The sequence below is a fragment of the Pseudomonas lopnurensis genome (assembly GCF_015070855.1).
In the GTDB taxonomy this organism is placed as follows: Bacteria; Pseudomonadota; Gammaproteobacteria; order Pseudomonadales; family Pseudomonadaceae; genus Stutzerimonas; species Stutzerimonas lopnurensis.
This window is the reverse complement of sequence record NZ_JADDIX010000036.1, coordinates 20,166-39,287: the sequence shown is the minus strand read 5'-3', so window position 1 is coordinate 39,287 and position 19,122 is coordinate 20,166. Positions and strand designations below refer to the sequence as shown.

The 19,122-nt window shown below is 66.2% G+C and carries 19 protein-coding genes; 6 read left to right on the top strand and 13 right to left on the bottom strand.

Going from position 1 to position 19,122, the window contains the following annotated elements:
* Positions 1–135 precede the first annotated feature (135 nt).
* A complete protein-coding gene (gene yccS / locus IN820_RS07655) occupies positions 136–2,337 on the top strand; it encodes a YccS family putative transporter (RefSeq protein ID WP_193680407.1) in 2,202 nt (733 codons plus the stop codon).
* A 47-nt stretch (positions 2,338–2,384) separates the two neighbouring features.
* The gene (locus IN820_RS07650) at positions 2,385–3,575 is read left to right on the top strand and encodes a BaiN/RdsA family NAD(P)/FAD-dependent oxidoreductase (protein WP_193680406.1); all 1,191 of its coding nucleotides are present in this window, start codon (positions 2,385–2,387) and stop codon (positions 3,573–3,575) included.
* 51 nt (positions 3,576–3,626) lie between these two features.
* On the opposite strand, the gene IN820_RS07645 is transcribed toward IN820_RS07650, so the two are convergent.
* The 6 genes from IN820_RS07645 to IN820_RS07620 all read right to left on the bottom strand — a co-directional run bounded on the left by IN820_RS07645 (position 3,627) and on the right by IN820_RS07620 (position 8,402).
* Complete coding sequence (locus IN820_RS07645; protein WP_193680405.1) at positions 3,627–3,809, bottom strand: hypothetical protein; 183 nt, start codon at positions 3,807–3,809, stop codon at positions 3,627–3,629.
* Between the two features lie 58 nt (positions 3,810–3,867).
* Positions 3,868–4,155: a hypothetical protein gene (locus IN820_RS07640; protein WP_193680404.1), complete on the bottom strand. Its 288-nt coding sequence runs from the start codon at positions 4,153–4,155 to the stop codon at positions 3,868–3,870.
* Positions 4,156–4,286: 131 nt separating this feature from the next.
* Positions 4,287–6,524, bottom strand: a complete 2,238-nt coding sequence (locus IN820_RS07635) for a putative bifunctional diguanylate cyclase/phosphodiesterase (RefSeq protein ID WP_193680403.1) — start codon at positions 6,522–6,524, stop codon at positions 4,287–4,289.
* Between the two features lie 230 nt (positions 6,525–6,754).
* Complete coding sequence (locus IN820_RS07630) at positions 6,755–7,228, bottom strand: hemerythrin domain-containing protein (protein ID WP_193680402.1); 474 nt, start codon at positions 7,226–7,228, stop codon at positions 6,755–6,757.
* Between the two features lie 90 nt (positions 7,229–7,318).
* Positions 7,319–7,597: a DUF3509 domain-containing protein gene (locus IN820_RS07625; RefSeq protein WP_193680401.1), complete on the bottom strand. Its 279-nt coding sequence runs from the start codon at positions 7,595–7,597 to the stop codon at positions 7,319–7,321.
* Positions 7,598–7,778: 181 nt separating this feature from the next.
* Positions 7,779–8,402 (bottom strand): class I SAM-dependent methyltransferase, encoded by a 624-nt coding sequence (locus tag IN820_RS07620; RefSeq protein ID WP_193680400.1) that lies wholly within the window; start codon positions 8,400–8,402, stop codon positions 7,779–7,781.
* 213 nt (positions 8,403–8,615) lie between these two features.
* Here IN820_RS07620 and IN820_RS07615 point away from each other — a divergent pair, with 213 nt between their 5' ends.
* Positions 8,616–8,996: a response regulator gene (locus IN820_RS07615; RefSeq protein ID WP_193680399.1), complete on the top strand. Its 381-nt coding sequence runs from the start codon at positions 8,616–8,618 to the stop codon at positions 8,994–8,996.
* Between the two features lie 63 nt (positions 8,997–9,059).
* Here IN820_RS07615 and fba read toward each other — a convergent pair whose 3' ends face one another.
* The 7 genes from fba to IN820_RS07580 all read right to left on the bottom strand — a co-directional run bounded on the left by fba (position 9,060) and on the right by IN820_RS07580 (position 16,390).
* Complete coding sequence (gene fba, locus IN820_RS07610) at positions 9,060–10,124, bottom strand: class II fructose-bisphosphate aldolase (RefSeq protein WP_193680398.1); 1,065 nt, start codon at positions 10,122–10,124, stop codon at positions 9,060–9,062.
* 182 nt (positions 10,125–10,306) lie between these two features.
* A complete protein-coding gene (locus IN820_RS07605) occupies positions 10,307–10,639 on the bottom strand; it encodes an MliC family protein (RefSeq protein WP_193680397.1) in 333 nt (110 codons plus the stop codon).
* A gap of 29 nt (positions 10,640–10,668) precedes the next feature.
* A complete protein-coding gene (locus tag IN820_RS07600; RefSeq protein ID WP_193680396.1) occupies positions 10,669–10,863 on the bottom strand; it encodes a hypothetical protein in 195 nt (64 codons plus the stop codon).
* Positions 10,864–11,000: 137 nt separating this feature from the next.
* Complete coding sequence (locus IN820_RS07595; RefSeq protein WP_193680395.1) at positions 11,001–12,161, bottom strand: phosphoglycerate kinase; 1,161 nt, start codon at positions 12,159–12,161, stop codon at positions 11,001–11,003.
* 49 nt (positions 12,162–12,210) lie between these two features.
* The gene (gene epd / locus IN820_RS07590) at positions 12,211–13,257 is read right to left on the bottom strand and encodes an erythrose-4-phosphate dehydrogenase (RefSeq protein ID WP_193680394.1); all 1,047 of its coding nucleotides are present in this window, start codon (positions 13,255–13,257) and stop codon (positions 12,211–12,213) included.
* Between the two features lie 87 nt (positions 13,258–13,344).
* Entirely contained in the window at positions 13,345–15,342 is a 1,998-nt protein-coding gene (gene tkt, locus IN820_RS07585) for a transketolase (protein ID WP_193680393.1), read from the bottom strand.
* A gap of 109 nt (positions 15,343–15,451) precedes the next feature.
* Positions 15,452–16,390, bottom strand: coding sequence for a LysR substrate-binding domain-containing protein (locus tag IN820_RS07580; RefSeq protein WP_193680392.1), 939 nt, complete (start codon positions 16,388–16,390; stop codon positions 15,452–15,454).
* A gap of 143 nt (positions 16,391–16,533) precedes the next feature.
* Here IN820_RS07580 and IN820_RS07575 point away from each other — a divergent pair, with 143 nt between their 5' ends.
* From IN820_RS07575 to IN820_RS07565, 3 genes are all read left to right on the top strand, one after another.
* The gene (locus tag IN820_RS07575) at positions 16,534–17,430 is read left to right on the top strand and encodes a TauD/TfdA family dioxygenase (RefSeq protein ID WP_193680391.1); all 897 of its coding nucleotides are present in this window, start codon (positions 16,534–16,536) and stop codon (positions 17,428–17,430) included.
* Positions 17,427–18,029 (top strand): LysE family translocator, encoded by a 603-nt coding sequence (locus IN820_RS07570; protein ID WP_193680390.1) that lies wholly within the window; start codon positions 17,427–17,429, stop codon positions 18,027–18,029. The genes IN820_RS07575 and IN820_RS07570 overlap by 4 nt, the downstream gene beginning before the upstream one ends.
* 82 nt (positions 18,030–18,111) lie before the next feature.
* The gene (locus IN820_RS07565; protein WP_193680389.1) at positions 18,112–19,113 is read left to right on the top strand and encodes an ArsR/SmtB family transcription factor; all 1,002 of its coding nucleotides are present in this window, start codon (positions 18,112–18,114) and stop codon (positions 19,111–19,113) included.
* The last annotated feature ends 9 nt before the right edge of the window (positions 19,114–19,122 follow it).

Sequence of the window (19,122 nt, the reverse complement as noted above, 5' to 3'; positions counted from 1 at the left end):
GCTCCTACGGCGACATCTCGTCTCGGCAGCGACCCACAGCAGCGACGACCACGCAGGAAAATTCGCCGTAGCCCGTGACAGCGTTGCGCTGACGGCGTCCAATAGAACCTTTCCTGCCGCAAGGTCCACCCGCCCATGCCGACACCCTCGCTCAGCCAGCCCCTGCGTCGCCTCTGGGCGCTGGAGAAGTTCGGCTACAGCCTGCGGGTGCTCATCGCACTGGCCGGCAGCATGGGATTGAGCTGGTACCTTGGACAGCCGGCGCTGATGATCCCGTTGTTTCTCGGCATCATCGCCAGCGCCCTGGCGGAAACCGACGACAGCTGGCGCGGCCGGCTGAGCGCGCTGCTGGTGACGCTGCTGTGCTTCAGCATCGCCTCGGTCTCGGTGGAACTGCTGTTTCCCTATCCGTTGTTCTTCGTTCTCGCGCTCGCCGCTTCGACCTTTGCCCTGGTGATGCTCGGCGCGCTCGGCGAGCGTTATGCAACCATCGCCCAGGCCACGCTGATCCTCTCGATCTACAGCATGATCGCAGCCGATCAGCGCGGCGGCGTGGCCCTGCATTTCTGGCGCGATCCTCTGCTGCTGGTGGCCGGGGCCGCCTGGTACGGGCTGCTCTCGGTGCTGTGGAACGCGCTGTTCGCCCACCAACCGGTGCAGCAGAGCCTGGCGCGGCTGTATCGCGAGCTGGGGCTGTATTTCCGGCTCAAGGCGGCGCTGTTCGAGCCGGTGCGCCAGCTCGATGTCGAGGAACGCCGCCTGCAGCTGGCGCAGCAGAACGGCCGGGTGGTCAACGCGCTGAACGCGGCCAAGGAAACCCTGCTCAATCGTCTCGGCCAGGGGCAGGGCCGGCCGGGAACGAAGATCAACCGCTACCTCAAACTGTACTTCCTCGCACAGGACCTGCACGAGCGCGTCGGCTCCTCGCACTATCCCTACCAGGCGCTGGCCGAGGCCTTCTTCCACAGCGACGTGCTGTTCCGCTGCCAGCGCCTGCTGCGCCTGCAGGCCAGCGCCTGCGGCGAGCTGGCCGAGGCGGTGCAGCTGCGCCAGGCGTTCCGCTACAGCGAGGCCAATGCCCAGGCGATGGCCGACCTGGAAGCCTCGCTGGAGCATCTGCGCGGGCAGAGCAACCCGGCCTGGCGCGGCCTGCTGCGCTCGCTGCGCGCCCTGGCCGGCAACCTCGCCACCGTGCAGCGCCAGCTCGCCAGTGCGAGCAATCCCGACGCCCTGCAGGGCGAGCAGGACAGCAGCCTGCTGGATCGCCAACCACAATCGCTGCGCGAGGCCTTCAACCGCGTGCGCCAGCAGTTGACGCCGACCTCCCTGCTGTTCCGCCATGCGCTGCGCATGAGCATCGCCCTGGTCGGCGGCTATGCGGTGTTGCATGCGATCCATCCCGAACAGGGCTACTGGGTGCTGCTGACCACGGTCTTCGTCTGCCAACCCAACTACGGCGCCACGCGGATCAAGCTGGTGCAGCGGGTGAGCGGCACCGTGCTCGGCCTGCTGGCCGGCTGGGCGCTGTTCGACCTGTTTCCCAGCACGCAGGTCCAGGCGCTCTTCGCGGTGGTCGCCGGCGTGGTCTTCTTCGCCACCCGCAGCACACGCTACACCCTGGCCACGGCGGCGATCACCCTGCTGGTGCTGTTCTGCTTCAACCAGGTCGGCGATGGCTACGGGCTGATCTGGCCACGCCTGTTCGATACCCTGCTCGGCAGCCTGATCGCCGCCGCCGCGGTGTTCCTGATCCTGCCGGACTGGCAGGGCCGACGGCTGAACCAGGTGGTGGCCAACACCCTCAGCTGCAACAGCGACTACCTGCGGCAGATCATGCGCCAGTACGAGAGCGGCAAGCACGACGACCTGGCCTACCGGCTGGCCCGGCGCAATGCGCACAACGCCGAGGCGGCGCTGTCCACCACCCTGTCGAACATGCTGCTGGAGCCCGGGCACTTCCGCAAGGAAGCCGAGACCGGCTTCCGCTTCCTGATCCTCTCGCACACCCTGCTCAATTACCTCTCCGGCCTCGGCGCACACCGCGAGAGCCTGCCCGACGACGCCAGCGACGAGTTGCTGGAAAGCGCCGCGCAGCAGCTCGCCGCCAGCCTCGACGACCTCGCCGCGGCGCTGCTGCACAAGCGTCCGGTGGCGGTCTACAGCGAGGAGGAAGATGCCCTGGCACAGCGGCTCGAGCAGTTGCCGGACGACATGGACGACGGCCACCGCCTGGTGCAGACCCAGCTCGGGCTGATCTGCCGGCAGTTGGCGCCGTTGCGCAGCATGGCCGTGCATCTGCTCAAGCAGGGCGCCGTCGAGCCAGGCGTGCAGCCTTGAGCGGGCAGGCAGGGTAAGATGCGCGGCTTTGCGAACGAGGGCGTGCCATGCAGACCCTGACCCCGGAGGTCACCATCATCGGCGCCGGTGCCGCCGGCTTGATGTGCGCATTCAGCGCGGCGCTGCGCGGCCGCAAGGTGCTGCTGCTCGATCACGCCAACAAGGCCGGCAAGAAGATCCTGATGTCCGGCGGCGGGCGCTGCAACTTCACCAACCTGTACACCGAGCCGGCTAACTTCCTCTCCACCAATCCGCACTTCTGCAAGTCGGCGCTGGCACGCTACACCCAGTGGGACTTCATCGAGCTGGTCAGCCGCCACGGCGTGCCCTATCACGAGAAGAAGCTCGGCCAACTGTTCTGCGATAACAAGTCCAGCGACATCCTCGCGATGCTGCTCGACGAATGTGCGCAGGCCAGCGTCGACCTGCGCCTCGACACCACTGTCGAGACGATCGAGAAGACTGAAGCGGGCTATGCGCTGCAGACCGGCATCGGCGCAGTGCACTGCCAGTCGCTGGTGATCGCCACCGGCGGCCTGTCGATCCCGACGCTGGGCGCCACCGGCTTCGGCTACCAGATCGCCCGCCAGTTCGGCCACGGCGTGCTGCCGACCCGTGCCGGGCTGGTGCCCTTCACCATCACCGAACCGACGCTCAAGGCCATGTGCAGCGAGCTGTCCGGAACCTCGGTCGAGGATTGCCTGGTGAGCTGCAACGGCCAGAGCTTTCGCGAGAACATCCTGTTCACCCACCGCGGCCTGTCGGGCCCGGCGATCCTGCAGATCTCCTCCTACTGGCAACCCGGCGACGTGGTGCACATCGACCTGCTACCGCACCTGAATCTCGGCGAATGGCTGACGACCCAGCAGCAGGAGCGCCCCAACGGCGAGCTGCGAACGCTGCTCGGCGAGGTCTTTACCCGTAAGCTGGCGGGGTTGCTCTGCGAGCACTGGTTCGCCTCGAAGCCGCTGAAGCAGTACACGGCGCCCGAACTGGAAGCGATTGCCACGCAGCTGGGCGACTGGCAACTGGTGCCCGCCGGCACCGAGGGCTATCGCACCGCCGAGGTGACGCTGGGTGGCGTGGATACCCGCGAGGTGTCGTCCAAGACCATGGAATCGCAGAAGTCGCCGGGGTTGTATTTCATCGGCGAGGTGCTGGACGTCAGCGGCCACCTGGGCGGTTTCAACTTCCAGTGGGCCTGGGCCTCGGGCTTCGCCGCCGCCCAGTACGTCTGACCCGGGCAGCGCCAACCCAACCCGCCCGCTACTGGCGCAGCGAGGGAGCCGTCACTCGTTGGACATGTTCGACGGCGGCGACAGCTCCCGGGGGCCTGCCGGATCGGTAGCGGTGTTCTGGTATTCCTGCTGGTTGCGGCTGTTGTTGTCCAGGGCCGACTCTTCCTCCTCGGGAGAACAGCCCAGCAGGGCCAGCGCGGCGAGGGCACCGGCAAGGGCGAATGTCCACTTCATCGATGTCTCCAGCTGAAGGCCCTCNCGAGGGCCCTGGATCAGGTTGGTGACACCGCGCTTATTGCGAGGTGCCGGTGCCGGGTTCGGTACCCGAGCCGGACTCGGTGCCCAGCCCGCTGCCATTGTCGGCGGGCGGAGTGGCCATATCGCCGGAAGTGCCGGTGCCTGTGCTCGGAGCGGTACCGGTGCCCGTCCCGGCCGGCGGAGCAGTGGTGTCGGTCGACGGTGCGGCTGGCTGCTCGGTGGTGGCTGGCGGCGGGGTCGGCTCGCGCTCGCGGTCTTCGTCCGGGCCGCAACCGACCAGCAGAAGACCCAGTACTGGCGGCAGCAAATAAGTGAGACGCATGGTTAACCTCCTTCAGAGTGAGCCGGCGGTTGGCCGGCGAGTTCTTGAACCATCAAAGATCCACAGAAGGTTGACCCTCGCGACGACCAAGAGTGCCCTGGCACACCAAAAGCCGGTGCGCTGAAGGCTGCTTAGTGTTGCACGCCCACGCGTGTCAGGCTGGACTGCGGCAGCAGGCACCAGAGCCCTTCGAAGCAGTCCTCGCCGCTGAACAGGCGTTGCAGTTCGGCGGCCGGCTTGGGTCGGCTGAACCAGTAGCCCTGGGCGTGCTGGCAGCCCTCGGCAATCAGGAACTGCAGTTGCTCGGGGCGCTCCACCCCTTCGGCGATCACCGCCAGGCCGAGGCTGTGGCCCAGGGCGATGACCGCCCGGCTGATGGCGACCGAATCGGGGTCTTCCGGCGCGGCGGCGATGAAACTGCGGTCGACCTTGAGGATGTTCAGCGGAAAGCGCTTCAGATAGCCGAGCGAGGAGTACCCGGTGCCGAAATCGTCCAGCGCCAATCGCACACCGAGCGCGGCGATCTCGCGCAGGGCGCTCAGCATCAGTTCGCTGTCCTGCATCAGCAGGGTCTCGGTGATCTCCAGCACCAGGCTGGCCGGTGGCAGCTCGGTTTCCCGCAACACGCGCGCCAGCAGCGCGGTGAAGCCGGGTTGCTGCAACTGACGGATCGACAGGTTCACCGTGCAGTACAGCTGCGCTTGCCCGGCCTGCTGCCAGCAGCGGACCTGCCGGCAGGCCTCGCGCAGCACCCATTCGCCGACACGGACGATCTCCCGGGATTCCTCCAGCACCGGAATGAATTCGTTCGGTGCCACCAGCGTGTCGTTGTGGCGCCAGCGCAGCAGCGCCTCGACGCCCACCAGATAGGGCTGCCCTTTATCGATGCGGCAGATCGGCTGGAAGTACAGAACGAACTCGTTGCGCGCCAGCGCCTGCGCCAGTGCGCTTTCCAGCTCCAGCTGGCGCGCCGCCGTGGAGTGCAGTTCTTCGCAGAACAGCGCGAACTGATTCTTGCCGGCATTTTTCGCGCGGTACAGGGCGAGGTCCGCCGCCTGCAGCGCGTCCAGCGCCTGGCCGGCGCGGTACAGCGGCGCGATACCGATGCTGGCGCTGACCGACAGGGTGCGTTCGCCGAGTTGAAACGGCTGGCGCAGCGCATCGAGCATCCGTTGCGCCACCCGCTCGGCGTCGGCTTCGCAGGCCAGGTCGCCGAGCAGGGCGACGAACTCGTCGCCGCCGAAACGCGCCAGATGATCGCCTGGCCGCAGGCAGTGCGCGAGGCGTTGCGCGACCTCCACCAGCACCTGGTCACCGACGCGGTGGCCGAGGCTGTCGTTGATCAACTTGAAACGGTCCAGATCGACGAACAACAGCGCCGAGGCCCGGCCATGCGCACGCTGCTGCGCCTGCTGGAGCAATTCGTCCAGATGCAGGCGGTTGGCCAGCCCGGTCAGCGAGTCGTGCCGGGCGGCATGCCGCAGGCATTCCTCGGCGGCCTTGCGCGCGCTGATGTCGGTCTGTGAACCCGCCATGCGCACCGCGCGCTGCTCGCAGCGTTCGACCACGCCGCGTACCAGCACCCAGAGGTATTCGCCGAACCGGGTGCGAATGCGGTACTCGTGGGCCAGCGACGAGCTGCGACCGTGCAGGTGGGCGCTGATGGCCTCGCGCAGGCCCGGCAGATCATCCGGATGCACCCGCTCGAACCAGCTGCGGCTGCAGTAGCTCGGCTCCACCGAAAGGCCGAGCATGCCGGTCCAGCGCTCGGAGAGATGCAACCGGTCCTGTTCGATGTCCCATTCCCAGATGCCGTCCTCGGAGCCGCGCAGGGCACGCGCCAGCCGCGCCTCGCTATCCTCGAGGGCGTGCCGCTGAGCCGCGCTGTAGGTGTCGATGGCGAGGATCATGTCGAAGAACACGATCTTCAGCAGGCTGTCGTAGACCGCATGCTGCTCGGCATCGCCCAGCAGCATCCGCAGCATCTCCGACAGGTACAGCCGGTAGGAGCCCAGGTACCATTCCAGGTCGACGCCGACCCGCTGGTGCACCAGTCCGACCAGCAGGCGGTCCTTGACGTAGTCGCGCTCGTAGGGGCCGTTCCACAGGCGCTGGTAGTACCTTCGCTGGCTGTGCTTGAGGCGTGCGACGCCGGCGGGATCGTCGAGGATCTCCGCCGGCGGGCCGAAGGCGCCGAGGTGTTCGTAGAGCTTGTCGATGAAATGCTGGTGCGCCGCGTCCAGGTCCACAGCGGCCCGGTTCAGGCGCAGCGCATCCACCGATTGCCACTGCAGAAAACGCTTGCGCGTGAGGATCCGTTCCGGCCCCAGCCCGACCCGTTGCAGCAGCGCCTTCAGCTCGTCTTCCATTCCCGCCTCTGCCCCTTGCGCGTGCCGCCGCCCTGCCTGCTGCGGCGGGTGGTTTTCGCCCGTCAGGGAATAGGTTGCAGGGAGTCGCCGGCACTTGATGCCATTAAGCCATCAAGAGTCGCAGCGGGGCGCGCGAAGGTTATTGATGCAGATCAGCAAAGCCGGAAAAGGCGGCCTTCGACCAAGGTCGAGCGTGCCGGGGCAGGCGCCCCGGCGGGGAGGGGCCGGCCTCAGGCCGCCTGCCTGACGCTGAATTCCTTCTTCAGGCGCGTCCTCAGCTCGGCCATCTGCGCGCCCATCTCCTGCAGGCGCTGGTCGCCGAGCAGCTCGCGGGCCTGGGGGAACATTTCGGACTCTTCTTCCTCGATGTGATGCTCCAGCAGCTCCTTGCAGACCTTGGCCCGCCCGGAGAACTGCACGCTTCCCGGATCGGTGGCCTTGAGGTCGGGCAGCACCAGCGAATCGACGGCGCGATGTTCTTCCTTGGCCTCGTGGAACATTTTTAGCTCTTCCTTTCCGCCCGCTTCCTTGTAGGCGGGATAGAGGATCTGTTCCTCTAACTGGGTATGGATGGTCACTTCCACTTCCAGCTTGTGCAGCAGCTCCGCGCGCGTCTTCACGGCGCGTTCGGTGGATTCGGTCAGGCGCGTCAGCAGGTCCTTCACGCGCTCATGATCCTCGGTCAACAGGTCGATGGCGTTCATGCGGCATTCCTCTTCGGCTTCACGGTATAGGCGCCAGGCTCGACGGCCCGGTCGCGCTGGCTGCGGCGCGAACGCCGCAGCCGCAGGCTCTCAGGCGTACTCGTAGGTGGGCAGTGCGGTACGGCTCTGGCTCTGCAGGTGGGCGATGGACGGCGACATGCCGGCTTCCAGCGCGAGGTCACGACGGACCGAGCTGACGACCCATTCGAGCTGCATCTTGGTCCGCGTCTGTCCCTTGGAGAGCGCGCGCTTGACCAGGATGCGGTCGTCGTTGCGCAGCGTGAGCAGCAATCCGCCATCCGGGCGGGATTCGGTGAGCACTTCGAACTCAGGGAAAGCGGCAGTGAGGAAACGTTGTGCGGCGGTCATTGTTCTGTACTCCAATTAAGTTCCAGCGAGCGTTAACAGAGCAGCGTTCATGCCAACCGCAACAGAATAATAATTTACCTTTAAAAACAATGAGTTAACTAAATCAAAGGAAGGATTAACCCGTGCAAAACGCATGAACGCGGCCGGCACGGGTTGCATTCTGCGGGGTGCCGCGCCGCCGCTAGGCCCTGCGCCAGACGCTGGCCAGCCACGGTTGCTGCGCGCGAGGCAAGCCGGCAGGGCGGTAATAATGCTCGAGCTCGCCGAAACCGGCCGCCAAAAGCCGTTCGCGCCAGGTCGGCCAGCTGTACCAGACGCCATAACGGCCGCCGCTCCAACCCTCCTCGTCCTGCCCGCGGGGGTTGGAGCAGAACAGCACGCCACCGGGCTTCAGCGTCTCGCGCAGCTGCAGCAGCACCTCGGGCAATGCCGCGCTCGGCACATGGAACAGCACGGCGTTGGCGAAGACGCCGTCGAAGGCCTCACGGGGCAGCTGCAGCTGCAGCAGATCCTGATGCCAGACCTCGCAGCCGCTCGTGCCGCGCGCCATCGTCACGAACGCTTCGGTGCCATCGAGGCCGACGGCCTGGTGGCCGCGCGCGGTGAATGCCTTGAGATCACGTCCCGGACCGCAGCCCAGATCGAGGATGCGCAGCGGCGGCTCGGCGTGGATATGGCGCAGCAAGGCTTCGATGTTCTGGCTGACGTCGTGGTCGCGGGTACCCTCGCGAAAGGCTTCGGCACTGTGGCGATAGTGATCGAGGGTCCGCTCGGCGATGGCGCGCAGCTGCTTCTCGTCGGTCATGGGCGATATTCCTGGCAGGTTGCGGGGAGCCTAAACCGCGCCTGCGCCGCTGCCAATGCCGGCAGCCACCGAGGGCGGCGCCCCTTCTCGAGCGAGGCGTGATTGAGGCACGGCAATTGCTGAACTTGCATGGACGCGGCAGCTCCAAGTTCCAGCCCTCATTTCAACTGTCATGCAACGGAACGTTCATAGAACAGGACGAGAATCACCGCTATGAACCAGCCTTCGACCAAAATCGTGCTGCTCGTCGAGGACGAGCCCCATATCCTCGCGCTGCTGTCCGATTACCTCGCTGGCGAGGGTTATCAGGTGCTGGAGGCGAACGATGCCACCGCAGCCTTCGAGATTCTCGCCAGCAAGCCCCGCCTCGATCTGCTGGTGACCGACTTCCGCCTGCCCGACAACGTGTCGGGCGTGATGATCGCCGAGCCGGCGCTCAAGCTGCGGCCCGACCTCAAGGTGATTTTCATCAGCGGCTACCCCTTCGAGATCTACGAATCGGGCAGCCCCATCGCCCGCTCGGCGCCGGTCCTGGCCAAACCCTTCGCACTGGACTCGCTGCGCAGCCAGATCCAGTTATTGCTGGCCGGCTGACTCACGCGCCATTGCCGCGAAAACGAAAAAGCCCGCGTTGCGGGCTTTTTCGTGCGGGACGGATCAGTTGACCTTCGGGTCCAGTTCGCCCGAAGCGTAGCGCTGGAACATGCCTTCCAGCGAGATCGGCTTGATCTTGCTGGCATTGCCGGCGGTACCGAAGGCTTCGTAGCGGGCGATGCAGATGTCGCGCATGGCGGCGACGGTCTTGGCGAAGTACTTGCGCGGGTCGAATTCGCTGGGATTCTTCGCCAGGAACTCGCGGATCGCGCCGGTGGAAGCCAGACGCAGGTCGGTGTCGATGTTGACCTTGCGCACGCCGTACTTGATGCCCTCGACGATTTCTTCGACCGGCACGCCGTAGGTCTCGCCGATCTCGCCACCGTACTGGTTGATGATCTTCAGCCACTCCTGCGGCACCGAGGAGGAGCCGTGCATCACCAGATGGGTGTCGGGGATGCGCGCATGGATTTCCTTGATGCGCTGGATCGACAGGGTGTCGCCGGTCGGCGGCTTGGTGAACTTGTAGGCGCCGTGGCTGGTGCCGATGGCGATGGCCAGGGCGTCGACCTTGGTCTTGGCGACGAAATCGGCGGCCTCTTCCGGGTCGGTCAGCAGTTGGCTGTGATCGAGTACACCCTCGGCGCCGACGCCGTCTTCCTCACCGGCCATGCCGGTTTCCAGGCTGCCCAGGCAACCCAGCTCGCCTTCCACGGACACGCCGCAGGCATGGGCGAAGGCCACCGTCTGCTGGGTCACGCGGACGTTGTAGTCATAGTCGGCCGGGGTCTTGCCGTCTTCCTTCAGCGAACCGTCCATCATCACCGAGGAGAAGCCCAGCTGGATCGAGCGCTGGCAGACGCCCGGACTGGTGCCGTGATCCTGGTGCATGCACACCGGGATATGCGGGAATTCTTCGATCGCCGCCAGGATCAGATGACGCAGGAACGGCGCACCGGCGTATTTGCGCGCACCGGCGGAAGCCTGGACGATCACCGGGGAATCGGTCTTGTCGGCCGCTTCCATGATGGCGCGCATCTGCTCGAGGTTGTTGACGTTGAAGGCCGGCACGCCGTAGCCGAACTCGGCGGCGTGGTCGAGCATCTGGCGCATGCTGATGAGTGCCATGTTTTCCTTTCTCCCGGACTGGGTCGTTAATCGTGTAAAGCCTGCCGCAGTGGCCGGCGCCGTTCAAGCGCCGCACGCTGGGCGCGGCATTGTAGTGGCGGGGGCGACAATTGCCAGCGCCCCGCCGCCGCTTTTGATCCGGTGCCCCGCCATGGGCGGCGAGGCGCGGGTACTCTTTCTTCCTACAGGTTGATCAGCGAGGCACTGCAGCCATGGGCCAGCAGTTCATCGTCGGCCACACGGTAGACCAGCGCCTCGTTGCCCTTGTCGTGGAAGGCGAGTACGCCATCGCTATAGAAACTGCCACGCGTGGCAGGTTCCTTCTTCAGACTATGAATACGCTCGCTGTCGCCGACCTTCAGATCAATCGCGGTCCGATCGGCATTGGCGTAGCGCCAGGCGATGTGCTGCTGGCCCTGACACTTCCAACGCACGAAGGGCGCATCGGGGCCGGATTGCCAGTGGCCGCAAGCGGTCAACAACAGAGCCATGATCGGAATCGACAGGCCTTTCATTCCTTCTCCTTGGCGGTTGAACGTCTGTTTCAGGGGCAATCCTGCAGCCCACCCTGGGTAGCGATGGTCGGATCGCCGGTCGCCTGCATCTCGACACGCTGGTCATGCTCGGCGGTCGGTCCGATGGCGGCGGGTGGATCGAGCACCTGACAGGCGCTATCCGGCGTACCGCCGGCGCAACCGGCCAGGCCCAGGCAGCAAACAGCAAGAACGGCATAACGCATGGTGCAATCCCCTTTCCTTGTTCCTGATAGAACAAAGACCACCGTGGGCCGCAGGGGTTGCCCCCGGCGTTTCGCTTGCCTGCGCGCGACCCGTACCGACGCGCACAAGCCGACGGATTCGGGCCGGCGCGGCCGACTCAACCGGCGCGCTGTTCCAGTACCTCGACTGCCGGCAGCACCTTGCCCTCGACGAACTCGAGGAAGGCGCCACCGCCGGTGGAGATATAGGAAATCTGCTCGGCGACACCGTACTTGTCGATCGCCGCCAGGGTGTCGCCGCCGCCAGCGATGGAGAACGCCGGGCTCTGCGCGATGGCCTGGGCCAGCACCTGGGTGCCGTTGCCGAACTGGTCGAACTCGAACACCCCGACCGGGCCGTTCCAGAGGATGGTCTGCGAGGCCTTGAGCATCTCGCCGAACATGGCGGCGGTCTTCGGCCCGATGTCCAGGATCATGTCGTCGTCGGCGACGTCGGCGATGGCCTTGACCGTGGCTTCGGCGCTTTCGGCGAATTCCTTGGCGACCACCACGTCCATCGGCAGCGGCACGGCGACCTTGGCGGCGATGGCCTTGGCGGTGTCGAGCAGGTCGGCCTCGTGCAGCGACTTGCCGACCTTGTAGCCGGCCGCGGCGAGGAAGGTGTTGGCGATGCCGCCGCCGACGATCAACTGGTCGCAGATGTCGGCCAGCGAGGTCAGCACGTCGAGCTTGGTCGACACCTTGGAGCCGGCGACGATGGCCACCATCGGCCGCGCCGGCTTGTCCAGCGCCTTGCCCAGCGCCTCCAGCTCGGCCGCCAGCAGCGGGCCGGCGCAGGCGACCTTGGCGAACTTGGCCACGCCATGGGTCGAGCCCTGGGCGCGGTGCGCGGTGCCGAAGGCGTCCATGACGAAGACATCGCACAGCGCAGCGTATTTCTGCGCCAGCTCGTCGGTGTTCTTCTTCTCGCCCGTGTTGAAGCGCACGTTCTCCAGCAGCACCAGCTCACCCGGCTGTACCTCGACCCCGTCGAGGTAGTCCTTGACCAGCGGCACCTCGCGGCCAAGAGCCTTGGACAGGTAGTCGGCGACCGGCGCGAGGCTGTCTTCCTCGCTGTAGACGCCCTCTTCCGGGCGCCCCAGGTGCGAGCAGACCAGCACCGCGGCGCCCTTCTCCAGCGCCAGCCTGATGGTCGGCAATGAGGCCAGGATGCGCGCATCGCTCTTCACCGCGCCATCTTTCACCGGCACGTTGAGGTCCTCGCGGATCAGCACACGCTTACCCTGGAGGTCGAGATCGGTCATCTTCAAAACGGTCATGTTGGTCTTCCTTAAGGTCGAGAAGCAGCGATGTTCCAGGCGCGGGCTGCTAGGGGCGATTGGCCACGCGCAGATAGTGGTCGGTGACGTCGAGCATGCGATTGGCGAACCCCCATTCGTTGTCGAACCAGGCCAGCAGATTCACCAGGCGCGGGCCGGACGCACGGGTCAGGCTGCCATCGACGATCGCCGAATGCGGATCGTGATTGAAATCGCAACTGGCGTGGGGCAGCTCGGTATACGCCAGCAAGCCCTGCAAAGGCCCGCTTTCGGCAGCCTCGCGCAGTACCCGGTTGATCGTTCGCGCATCGGTATCGCAGGCGGTCTGCAGCGTGATATCCAGACAGGACACGTTCACCGTCGGCACCCGCACCGCTTTGGCCTGAATCCGCCCCGAGAGTTCCGGCAGCAGGCGTTCGATGCCCCGCGCCAGGCCCGTGGACACCGGTATCACCGACTGGAAGGCCGAGCGCGTGCGGCGCAGATCCTCGTGGTGGTAGGCGTCGATCACCGGCTGGTCGTTCATCGCCGAATGGATGGTGGTGATCGAGGCGTACTCGATACCCACCGCATCATTGAGCAGCTTGAGCAATGGCACGCCGCAGTTGGTGGTGCAGGATGCGTTGGAGACCAGCCGCTCGGCGCCGCTCAGCTGCTGCTGGTTGATGCCCATCACCACCGTGGCGTCGACATCGGCCGCACTGGCCATCGGCTGGGAAAACAGCACCCGCGGCACGCCCGCCGCGAGAAAACGCTCGCCATCGGCGCGACTGGTGTAGGCGCCGGAACATTCCAGCACCAGATCGACATCCAGCGCACGCCAGTCGACCGCTTCGGGCGTCGACTCGCGCAACACTTTCACACAGTGCCCATTGAGATGCAGGCAGTCGCCCTCCACGCGCACCTCGCCGGGGAAGCGGCCGTGGGTGGAGTCGAAACGGGTGAGGTATTCCAGGCTGGCCATGTCGGCCAGATCATTGAGGGCAACGAACTGAAAGTCGAAGGCTGCGCCGCGCTCATAGAAGGCACGCAGCACGCAACGACCGATGCGGCCGTAGCCGTTGAGGGCGACGCGATAGGGACGACGTTCAGGCATTCGCAGCTCCAGGCCACAAGCTTCAAGCTGCAAGCCGGTTCGCGCCGCTTTGACTTGCAGCTTGTGGCTTGCAGCTTGGAACTCGAATCAGTCTTCTAGAAGCTCTTCAGCCACCGCGAGGACGTTGTCGACGGTGAAGCCGAACGCCTCGAACAGCTGGCCGGCCGGGGCCGACTCGCCGTAGCTGGTCATGCCGATGATGCGTCCGTCGAGGCCGACGTACTTGTACCAGTAGTCCGCGTGCGCCGCCTCGATGGCGATGCGTGCACCGACTTCCACCGGCAGCACGTGCTGCTTGTAGGCGGCGTCCTGGGCGTCGAACACGCTGGTGCAGGGCATCGAGACGACGCGCACCTTGCGGCCCTGCTCGGTCAGCTTGTCGGCGGCCTGCACCGCCAGGCTGACCTCGGAGCCGGTGGCGATCAGGATCAGCTCCGGCTCGCCGGCGCAGTTCTTCAGGATGTAGCCGCCGCGGGCGATGGCCGCCTCGGTCTCGTTGTCGCGCACGTGGAACGGCAGGTTCTGGCGCGAGAAGATCAGCGCGCTCGGGCCGTCCTTGCGCTCGACCGCATGCTTCCAGGCCACCGCCGATTCGACGGTGTCGGCCGGGCGCCAGGTGTCCAGGTTCGGCGTGGTGCGCAGGCTGGTCAGTTGCTCGATCGGCTGGTGGGTCGGGCCGTCCTCGCCGAGGCCGATGGAGTCGTGGGTGAAGACGTAGAGCACGCGCTGCTTCATCAGTGCCGACATGCGCACGGCGTTGCGGGCGTATTCCATGAACATCAGGAAGGTCGCGCCGTAGGGAATCAGGCCGCCGTGCAGGGCGACGCCGTTCATGATCGCGGCCATGCCGAACTCGCGCACGCCGTAGTACATGTAGTTGCCCGAGGCATCCTCGGCGACCACCGGCTTGCAGCCCTTCCACAGGGTCAGATTGGAACCGGCCAGGTCCGCCGAACCGCCGAGCAGTTCCGGCAGCAGCGGGCCGAAGGCATTCAGGCAGTTCTGGCTGGCCTTGCGGCTGGCGATGGTCTCGCCCTTGCTGGCGACGTCACGGATGAATTCGCTGGCCTTCTCGGCGAAGTCGGCGGGCAACTCGCCGGCCATGCGCCGCTTGAACTCGGCGGCCAGCGCCGGGAACTCGGCCTCGTAGGCAGCAAAGCGCTGGTTCCACGCGTTCTCGGCCTCGACGCCCTTCTGCTTGGCATCCCACTGGGCATAGATCTCGGCGGGAATCTCGAACGGGCCGTACTTCCAGCCCAGGGCCTCGCGGGTCAGGGCGATCTCGGCCTCGCCCAGCGCCGAGCCGTGGGATTCTTCCTTGCCCTGCTTGTTGGGCGAGCCGAAACCGATGATGGTCTTGCAGCAAATCAGCGTCGGCTGGTCGCTCTTGCGCGCGGTCTCGATGGCCATCTGGATTTCGTCGGCGTCATGACCGTCGACGTTGCGGATCACCTGCCAGCCATAGGCCTCGAAGCGGCGTGGGGTGTCGTCGGTGAACCAGCCATGCACCTCACCGTCGATGGAGATGCCGTTGTCGTCGTAGAAGGCGATCAGCTTGTTCAGGCCCAGGGTGCCGGCCAGCGAGCAGACTTCGTGGCTGATGCCTTCCATCATGCAGCCATCGCCGAGGAACACGTAGGTGTTGTGGTCGACGATGGCGTGGCCGGGACGGTTGAACTGCGCGGCCATGATCTTCTCGGCCAGGGCGAAGCCCACGGCGTTGGCGAGGCCCTGGCCGAGCGGACCGGTGGTGGTCTCGACGCCGGCGGTGTAGCCGAACTCCGGGTGCCCCGGGGTCTTGCTGTGCAGCTGGCGGAAGTTCTTCAGGTCGTCGATGGACAGGTCGTAGCCGGTCAGGTGCAGCAGCGAGTAGATCAGCATCGAGCCGTGGCCGTTGGACAGCACGAAGCGGTCGCGGTCGGCCCATTGCGGGTTGGTCGGGCTGTGCTTCAAGTGGTCACGCCAAAGCACTTCGGCGATGTCCGCCATGCCCATCGGGGCACCCGGGTGGCCGCTGTTGGCTTTCTGCACGGCATCCATGCTGAGGGCGCGGATGGCATTGGCTCGCTCACGACGGCTGGGCATCGCTGAATCTCCTGCGGGGTGGTACGTAGAAAAAGGCCGCCATTTTCCCCTACCGAGGGCAGGCGGGGCAATGACTGAAATGGCCCGAGCGCCCCGCCGGCGCCCGGCATCACTCGAGCAGCCTGACGCCCCGGCTGGAAATATCCGGCAGATGATCGAGCAGATAGTCGCGCATGCGCGTCAGCGTGGCCGACTCGTTTCCGCCGGCCGGCCAGACCAGGTAGTAGCTGTCGCCGGACTTCACCGCCTGCTCGAACGGCAGCGCCAGGCTGCCGCGCTGCAGCTCGGCGCCGACCAGCGCAAGGTCGCCGATCGACACGCCGTGCCCCTGCGCCGCGGCGGAGATGCCCAGTTCCAGCGTGTCGAAGAGCTTGCCCTGCTGCCAGGCGACCTGGTCGGCCAGCCCCGTGCGCTGCAACCAGCGGCGCCAGTCGCGGCAGTCGCGCGAGGGATGGATCAGTTCGGCGGCGGCCAGCTGCCGCACGCCCCAGGGCCGGTCGCCGAGCAGCGCGGGCGCGCAGACCGGCACCAGCCATTCGTCGAAAAGCTTCACGCGGTGCCAGTCCGCCGGGAAGCCGCCGTTACCGAGCAGGATCGCGCAGTCGAAGGGCTCGCTGTGAAAGTCCACTGCATCCAGGTCCATCCAAGCGCTGGTGAGCTGCACGCGATTCTGTGGATGGGCCTGCTGGAAGGCGTCCAGCGCATTGAGCAGCCAGCGCATGGTCAGCGTAGAGGGCGCCTTGAGCCGCAGCGCGCCGCGCTGGCGGGTGACGGCGATACAGGCGTTCTCGATGGTGCGGAAACCGATCTTCAGCTCCTGCGCCAGCAGACGCCCGGCATCGGTCAGCGCCAGCCTTGAACCGCGACGCTCGAAGAGCGGGCAACCGAGATGCTCCTCCAGCGTCTTCACATGCCGGCTCACGGCGCTCTGGGTGATGTACAGGCTTTGTCCGGCCTGGGTGAACGAGCCGAAGCGCGCCGCCACCTCGAAGGCGCGCAGTGCATACAGCGGCGGCATTCGCGGGGCTGTCAGGTCTTGTTCCGTCATGACTGAAACTCATCCTTCCTGGCCGTTTTTTCCATTTTTCAAGCGCCCTCACCATCCCGATACTGCGCTCCGAAGGGCCTGCCTGCAACTTCGGCAAGCGGGCGCCGCACGCCTCCAATAAGTAAAACTCAGGGAAGGATGCCATGCACCACGATAAATTCGATCATCTTCTGGCTTGCGCCATTCGCAGCGGCGGCCTGCTGCAGGAGCAGATCGCGCAAATCCTTCACTTCAGGCTGTTCGGTAACGAGCGGGGCTTCCTGCTGCTGCAGAACCTGCCCATTGGCGATATCCCGCCCACACCGCGGTGCCGCGAGGACATGCGCAAGGACGACGACAGCAGCGAACGCCTACTGCTACAGGCGACAGCACTGCTCGGCGAGCCGATCGGCTACGTCCAGGAGTCCGGCGGCAGCATCGTCAACAACTTCTTCGCACAGCAGGCACAGGCGCGCGCCGCCACCGCGGACAGCTTCGACACCGAACTGGACCTGCACACCGAAAACGCCTTCCACGCCGTCCTGCCGGACTATCTGGCACTGCTCTGCCTGCGCCAGGACCCCGCGGCCGAGGCGGTCACCTACATCGCCTCGGTCGAGCCGATCCTCGATCGCCTGAGCCACGAGGAGCGAGCCTTCTTCCTCAGCGAACCCTACAACTTCCTTTCCGACTACGGCCCGCGCGAGAAGAACCAGCGGATCGACATCGGCCGGCACCAGAGCGTGCTCTATGGCGACCCGGATGCACCGTTCCTGCGCTTCGACCCGCAGTTCATGCTGGCGTCGAGCGACCGCGCGCAGCACCTGCTGGGCAAGCTGCGCGGCATCGCCTGGGACGTGGCCGAACCGATACGCCTGGCCCGCGGCGACCTGCTGATCATCGACAACCGTCGTACCGCCCACGCCCGCAGCCCCTTCAGCGCCCGCTTCGACGGCAGCGATCGCTGGATGCAGCGCGCCTTCGCCATCTGCAACCCGCGCGGCTACGCGGAGCGCCTGGGCCAGCAGACGCGGATATTCGAACGGGTGACCGAACGATGAGCGCCACCTATCTCGCCTTCGCCGCGGCGGTCGCCCTGCTGATCGCTTCCCCCGGCCCGGTGGTCGCACTGGTGGTCGCCGATGCCCGGCGCCGCTGGCCGCTGTGGACGATCCTCGGCGGCGTGGTGTCCGCCCAGGTGCTGATGGTCGCCGCGCTGGCGATGATCTATCTGGCGCTGGATCTGGAACCGGTGGTGCTCGAGGCCGGTCAGGTACTCGGCGGGCTCTACCTGATCTGGCTGGGCTGCGATGGCCTCTGCGGTGGCGCCGGCGAGGCCACGCCCCCGCGCCGCAGCGAATCGCACTATTTCTGGCGGGCCATGGCCGTGGGCCTGTCGAACCCCAAGGACATCCTGTTCTTCCTCGCCTTCCTGCCCGGTTTCATCCTGCCCGCGCAGCCGTTCGCGGCACAGGCGACGACGCTCATCGCCATCTGGGCGGTCATCGACCTGAGCATCCTGCTGGCCTACAGCCTGCTGGCGCGACGCCTCTGCGGCAGCGGGAGGATCCAGCGCCTGCTGGATATCCTGCCCAACTACTTTCTGCTGGGGCTCGGCCTGGTGTCCTGCACCCTCGGCCTGTCCCGCCTGATGCAGTAACCCCACGCCGCCAAGGGCAATATCAAAACTTTTTGATACTGCCCTTGCTGTACGAAAAGTGACCGACTAGACTGCGCGCCCTATGAGCCTGCGCATTCCCCAGATCCGTTTCGATGTCAGCGACCAGCTCGCCGCCCTGTGCAAGGCCGGCGGCGACGTGTTGCGGCTGAACGTGCTGCGGGCGCTGGCCAGCGACTCGTTCGGCGTGCTGGAACTGGCGCAGATCTTCGCCACCGGCCAGTCGGGCATGAGCCATCACCTCAAGGTACTGACCCAGGTCGGCCTGCTCGCCACCCGACGCGAAGGCAACGCGGTGTTCTACCGGCGCAGCCTGCCGCAGCCCGACAGCCTCGGCGGCAAGCTCCACACGGCGCTGCTCGAGGAGGTCGACCGGCTGCAGTTGCCGCACGAGGTCGAAGCGCGGATCGCCGCGGTGCATGCCCAGCGCAGCGCCGCCAGCGAGGATTTCTTCGCGCGCATGGCGGGCAGCTTCCAGGCTCGCCAGGACCTGATCGCCGGCCTGCCGCAGTACCGCGACAGCGTGCTGGCCCTGCTCGATACGCTGAATCTCGACGCCGCCGCCACGGCGCTGGAGGTCGGTCCCGGCGATGGCAGCTTCCTGCCGGAACTGGCGCGGCGTTTCGCCCGGGTGGTGGCATTGGACAACAGCCCGGCCATGCTCGAACTGGCGCGCATGCACTGCGAGCAGGCGGGCCTGGGCAACGTCGAACTGAAGCTCGCCGACGCCCTGCACGACGACTGTCCGCCTGCCGACTGCGTGGTGCTGAACATGGTGCTGCATCACCTGGCGGCGCCGGGCGAGGCGATGAAACAACTGGCGCGGCTGGTGAAGGTGGGCGGTAGCCTGCTGGTCACCGAGCTGTGCAGCCACAACCAGAGTTGGGCCAGGGAGGCCTGCGGCGATCTGTGGTTGGGCTTCGAACAGGACGATCTGGCCCGTTGGGCCGATGCCGCGGGGCTCACGCCCGGCGAGAGCCTCTACATTGGCTTGAAGAACGGTTTTCAGATCCAGGCCCGGCACTTTTCCCGGCCCGCCCCTGACGACCGACTCACCCACCGGTAATAGGAAACC

Bases quoted from the DNA above. Each gene is read 5' to 3' on its own strand.
- epd (WP_193680394.1), bottom strand. From the start codon at position 13,257: ATGCCTGAACGTCGTCCCTATCGCGTCGCCCTCAACGGCTACGGCCGC.
- IN820_RS07640 (WP_193680404.1), bottom strand. From the start codon at position 4,155: ATGCGTCTCACTTATTTGCTGCCGCCAGTACTGGGTCTTCTGCTGGTC.
- IN820_RS07600 (WP_193680396.1), bottom strand. From the start codon at position 10,863: ATGCGTTATGCCGTTCTTGCTGTTTGCTGCCTGGGCCTGGCCGGTTGC.
- IN820_RS07605 (WP_193680397.1), bottom strand. From the start codon at position 10,639: ATGAAAGGCCTGTCGATTCCGATCATGGCTCTGTTGTTGACCGCTTGC.
- IN820_RS07620 (WP_193680400.1), bottom strand. From the start codon at position 8,402: ATGACCGACGAGAAGCAGCTGCGCGCCATCGCCGAGCGGACCCTCGAT.
- IN820_RS07575 (WP_193680391.1), top strand. From the start codon at position 16,534: ATGCACCACGATAAATTCGATCATCTTCTGGCTTGCGCCATTCGCAGC.
- IN820_RS07615 (WP_193680399.1), top strand. From the start codon at position 8,616: ATGAACCAGCCTTCGACCAAAATCGTGCTGCTCGTCGAGGACGAGCCC.
- IN820_RS07645 (WP_193680405.1), bottom strand. From the start codon at position 3,809: ATGAAGTGGACATTCGCCCTTGCCGGTGCCCTCGCCGCGCTGGCCCTG.
- IN820_RS07625 (WP_193680401.1), bottom strand. From the start codon at position 7,597: ATGACCGCCGCACAACGTTTCCTCACTGCCGCTTTCCCTGAGTTCGAA.
- IN820_RS07565 (WP_193680389.1), top strand. From the start codon at position 18,112: ATGAGCCTGCGCATTCCCCAGATCCGTTTCGATGTCAGCGACCAGCTC.
- yccS (WP_193680407.1), top strand. From the start codon at position 136: ATGCCGACACCCTCGCTCAGCCAGCCCCTGCGTCGCCTCTGGGCGCTG.
- IN820_RS07635 (WP_193680403.1), bottom strand. From the start codon at position 6,524: ATGGAAGACGAGCTGAAGGCGCTGCTGCAACGGGTCGGGCTGGGGCCG.
- IN820_RS07630 (WP_193680402.1), bottom strand. From the start codon at position 7,228: ATGAACGCCATCGACCTGTTGACCGAGGATCATGAGCGCGTGAAGGAC.
- IN820_RS07580 (WP_193680392.1), bottom strand. From the start codon at position 16,390: ATGACGGAACAAGACCTGACAGCCCCGCGAATGCCGCCGCTGTATGCA.
- IN820_RS07650 (WP_193680406.1), top strand. From the start codon at position 2,385: ATGCAGACCCTGACCCCGGAGGTCACCATCATCGGCGCCGGTGCCGCC.
- tkt (WP_193680393.1), bottom strand. From the start codon at position 15,342: ATGCCCAGCCGTCGTGAGCGAGCCAATGCCATCCGCGCCCTCAGCATG.
- IN820_RS07570 (WP_193680390.1), top strand. From the start codon at position 17,427: ATGAGCGCCACCTATCTCGCCTTCGCCGCGGCGGTCGCCCTGCTGATC.
- IN820_RS07595 (WP_193680395.1), bottom strand. From the start codon at position 12,161: ATGACCGTTTTGAAGATGACCGATCTCGACCTCCAGGGTAAGCGTGTG.
- fba (WP_193680398.1), bottom strand. From the start codon at position 10,124: ATGGCACTCATCAGCATGCGCCAGATGCTCGACCACGCCGCCGAGTTC.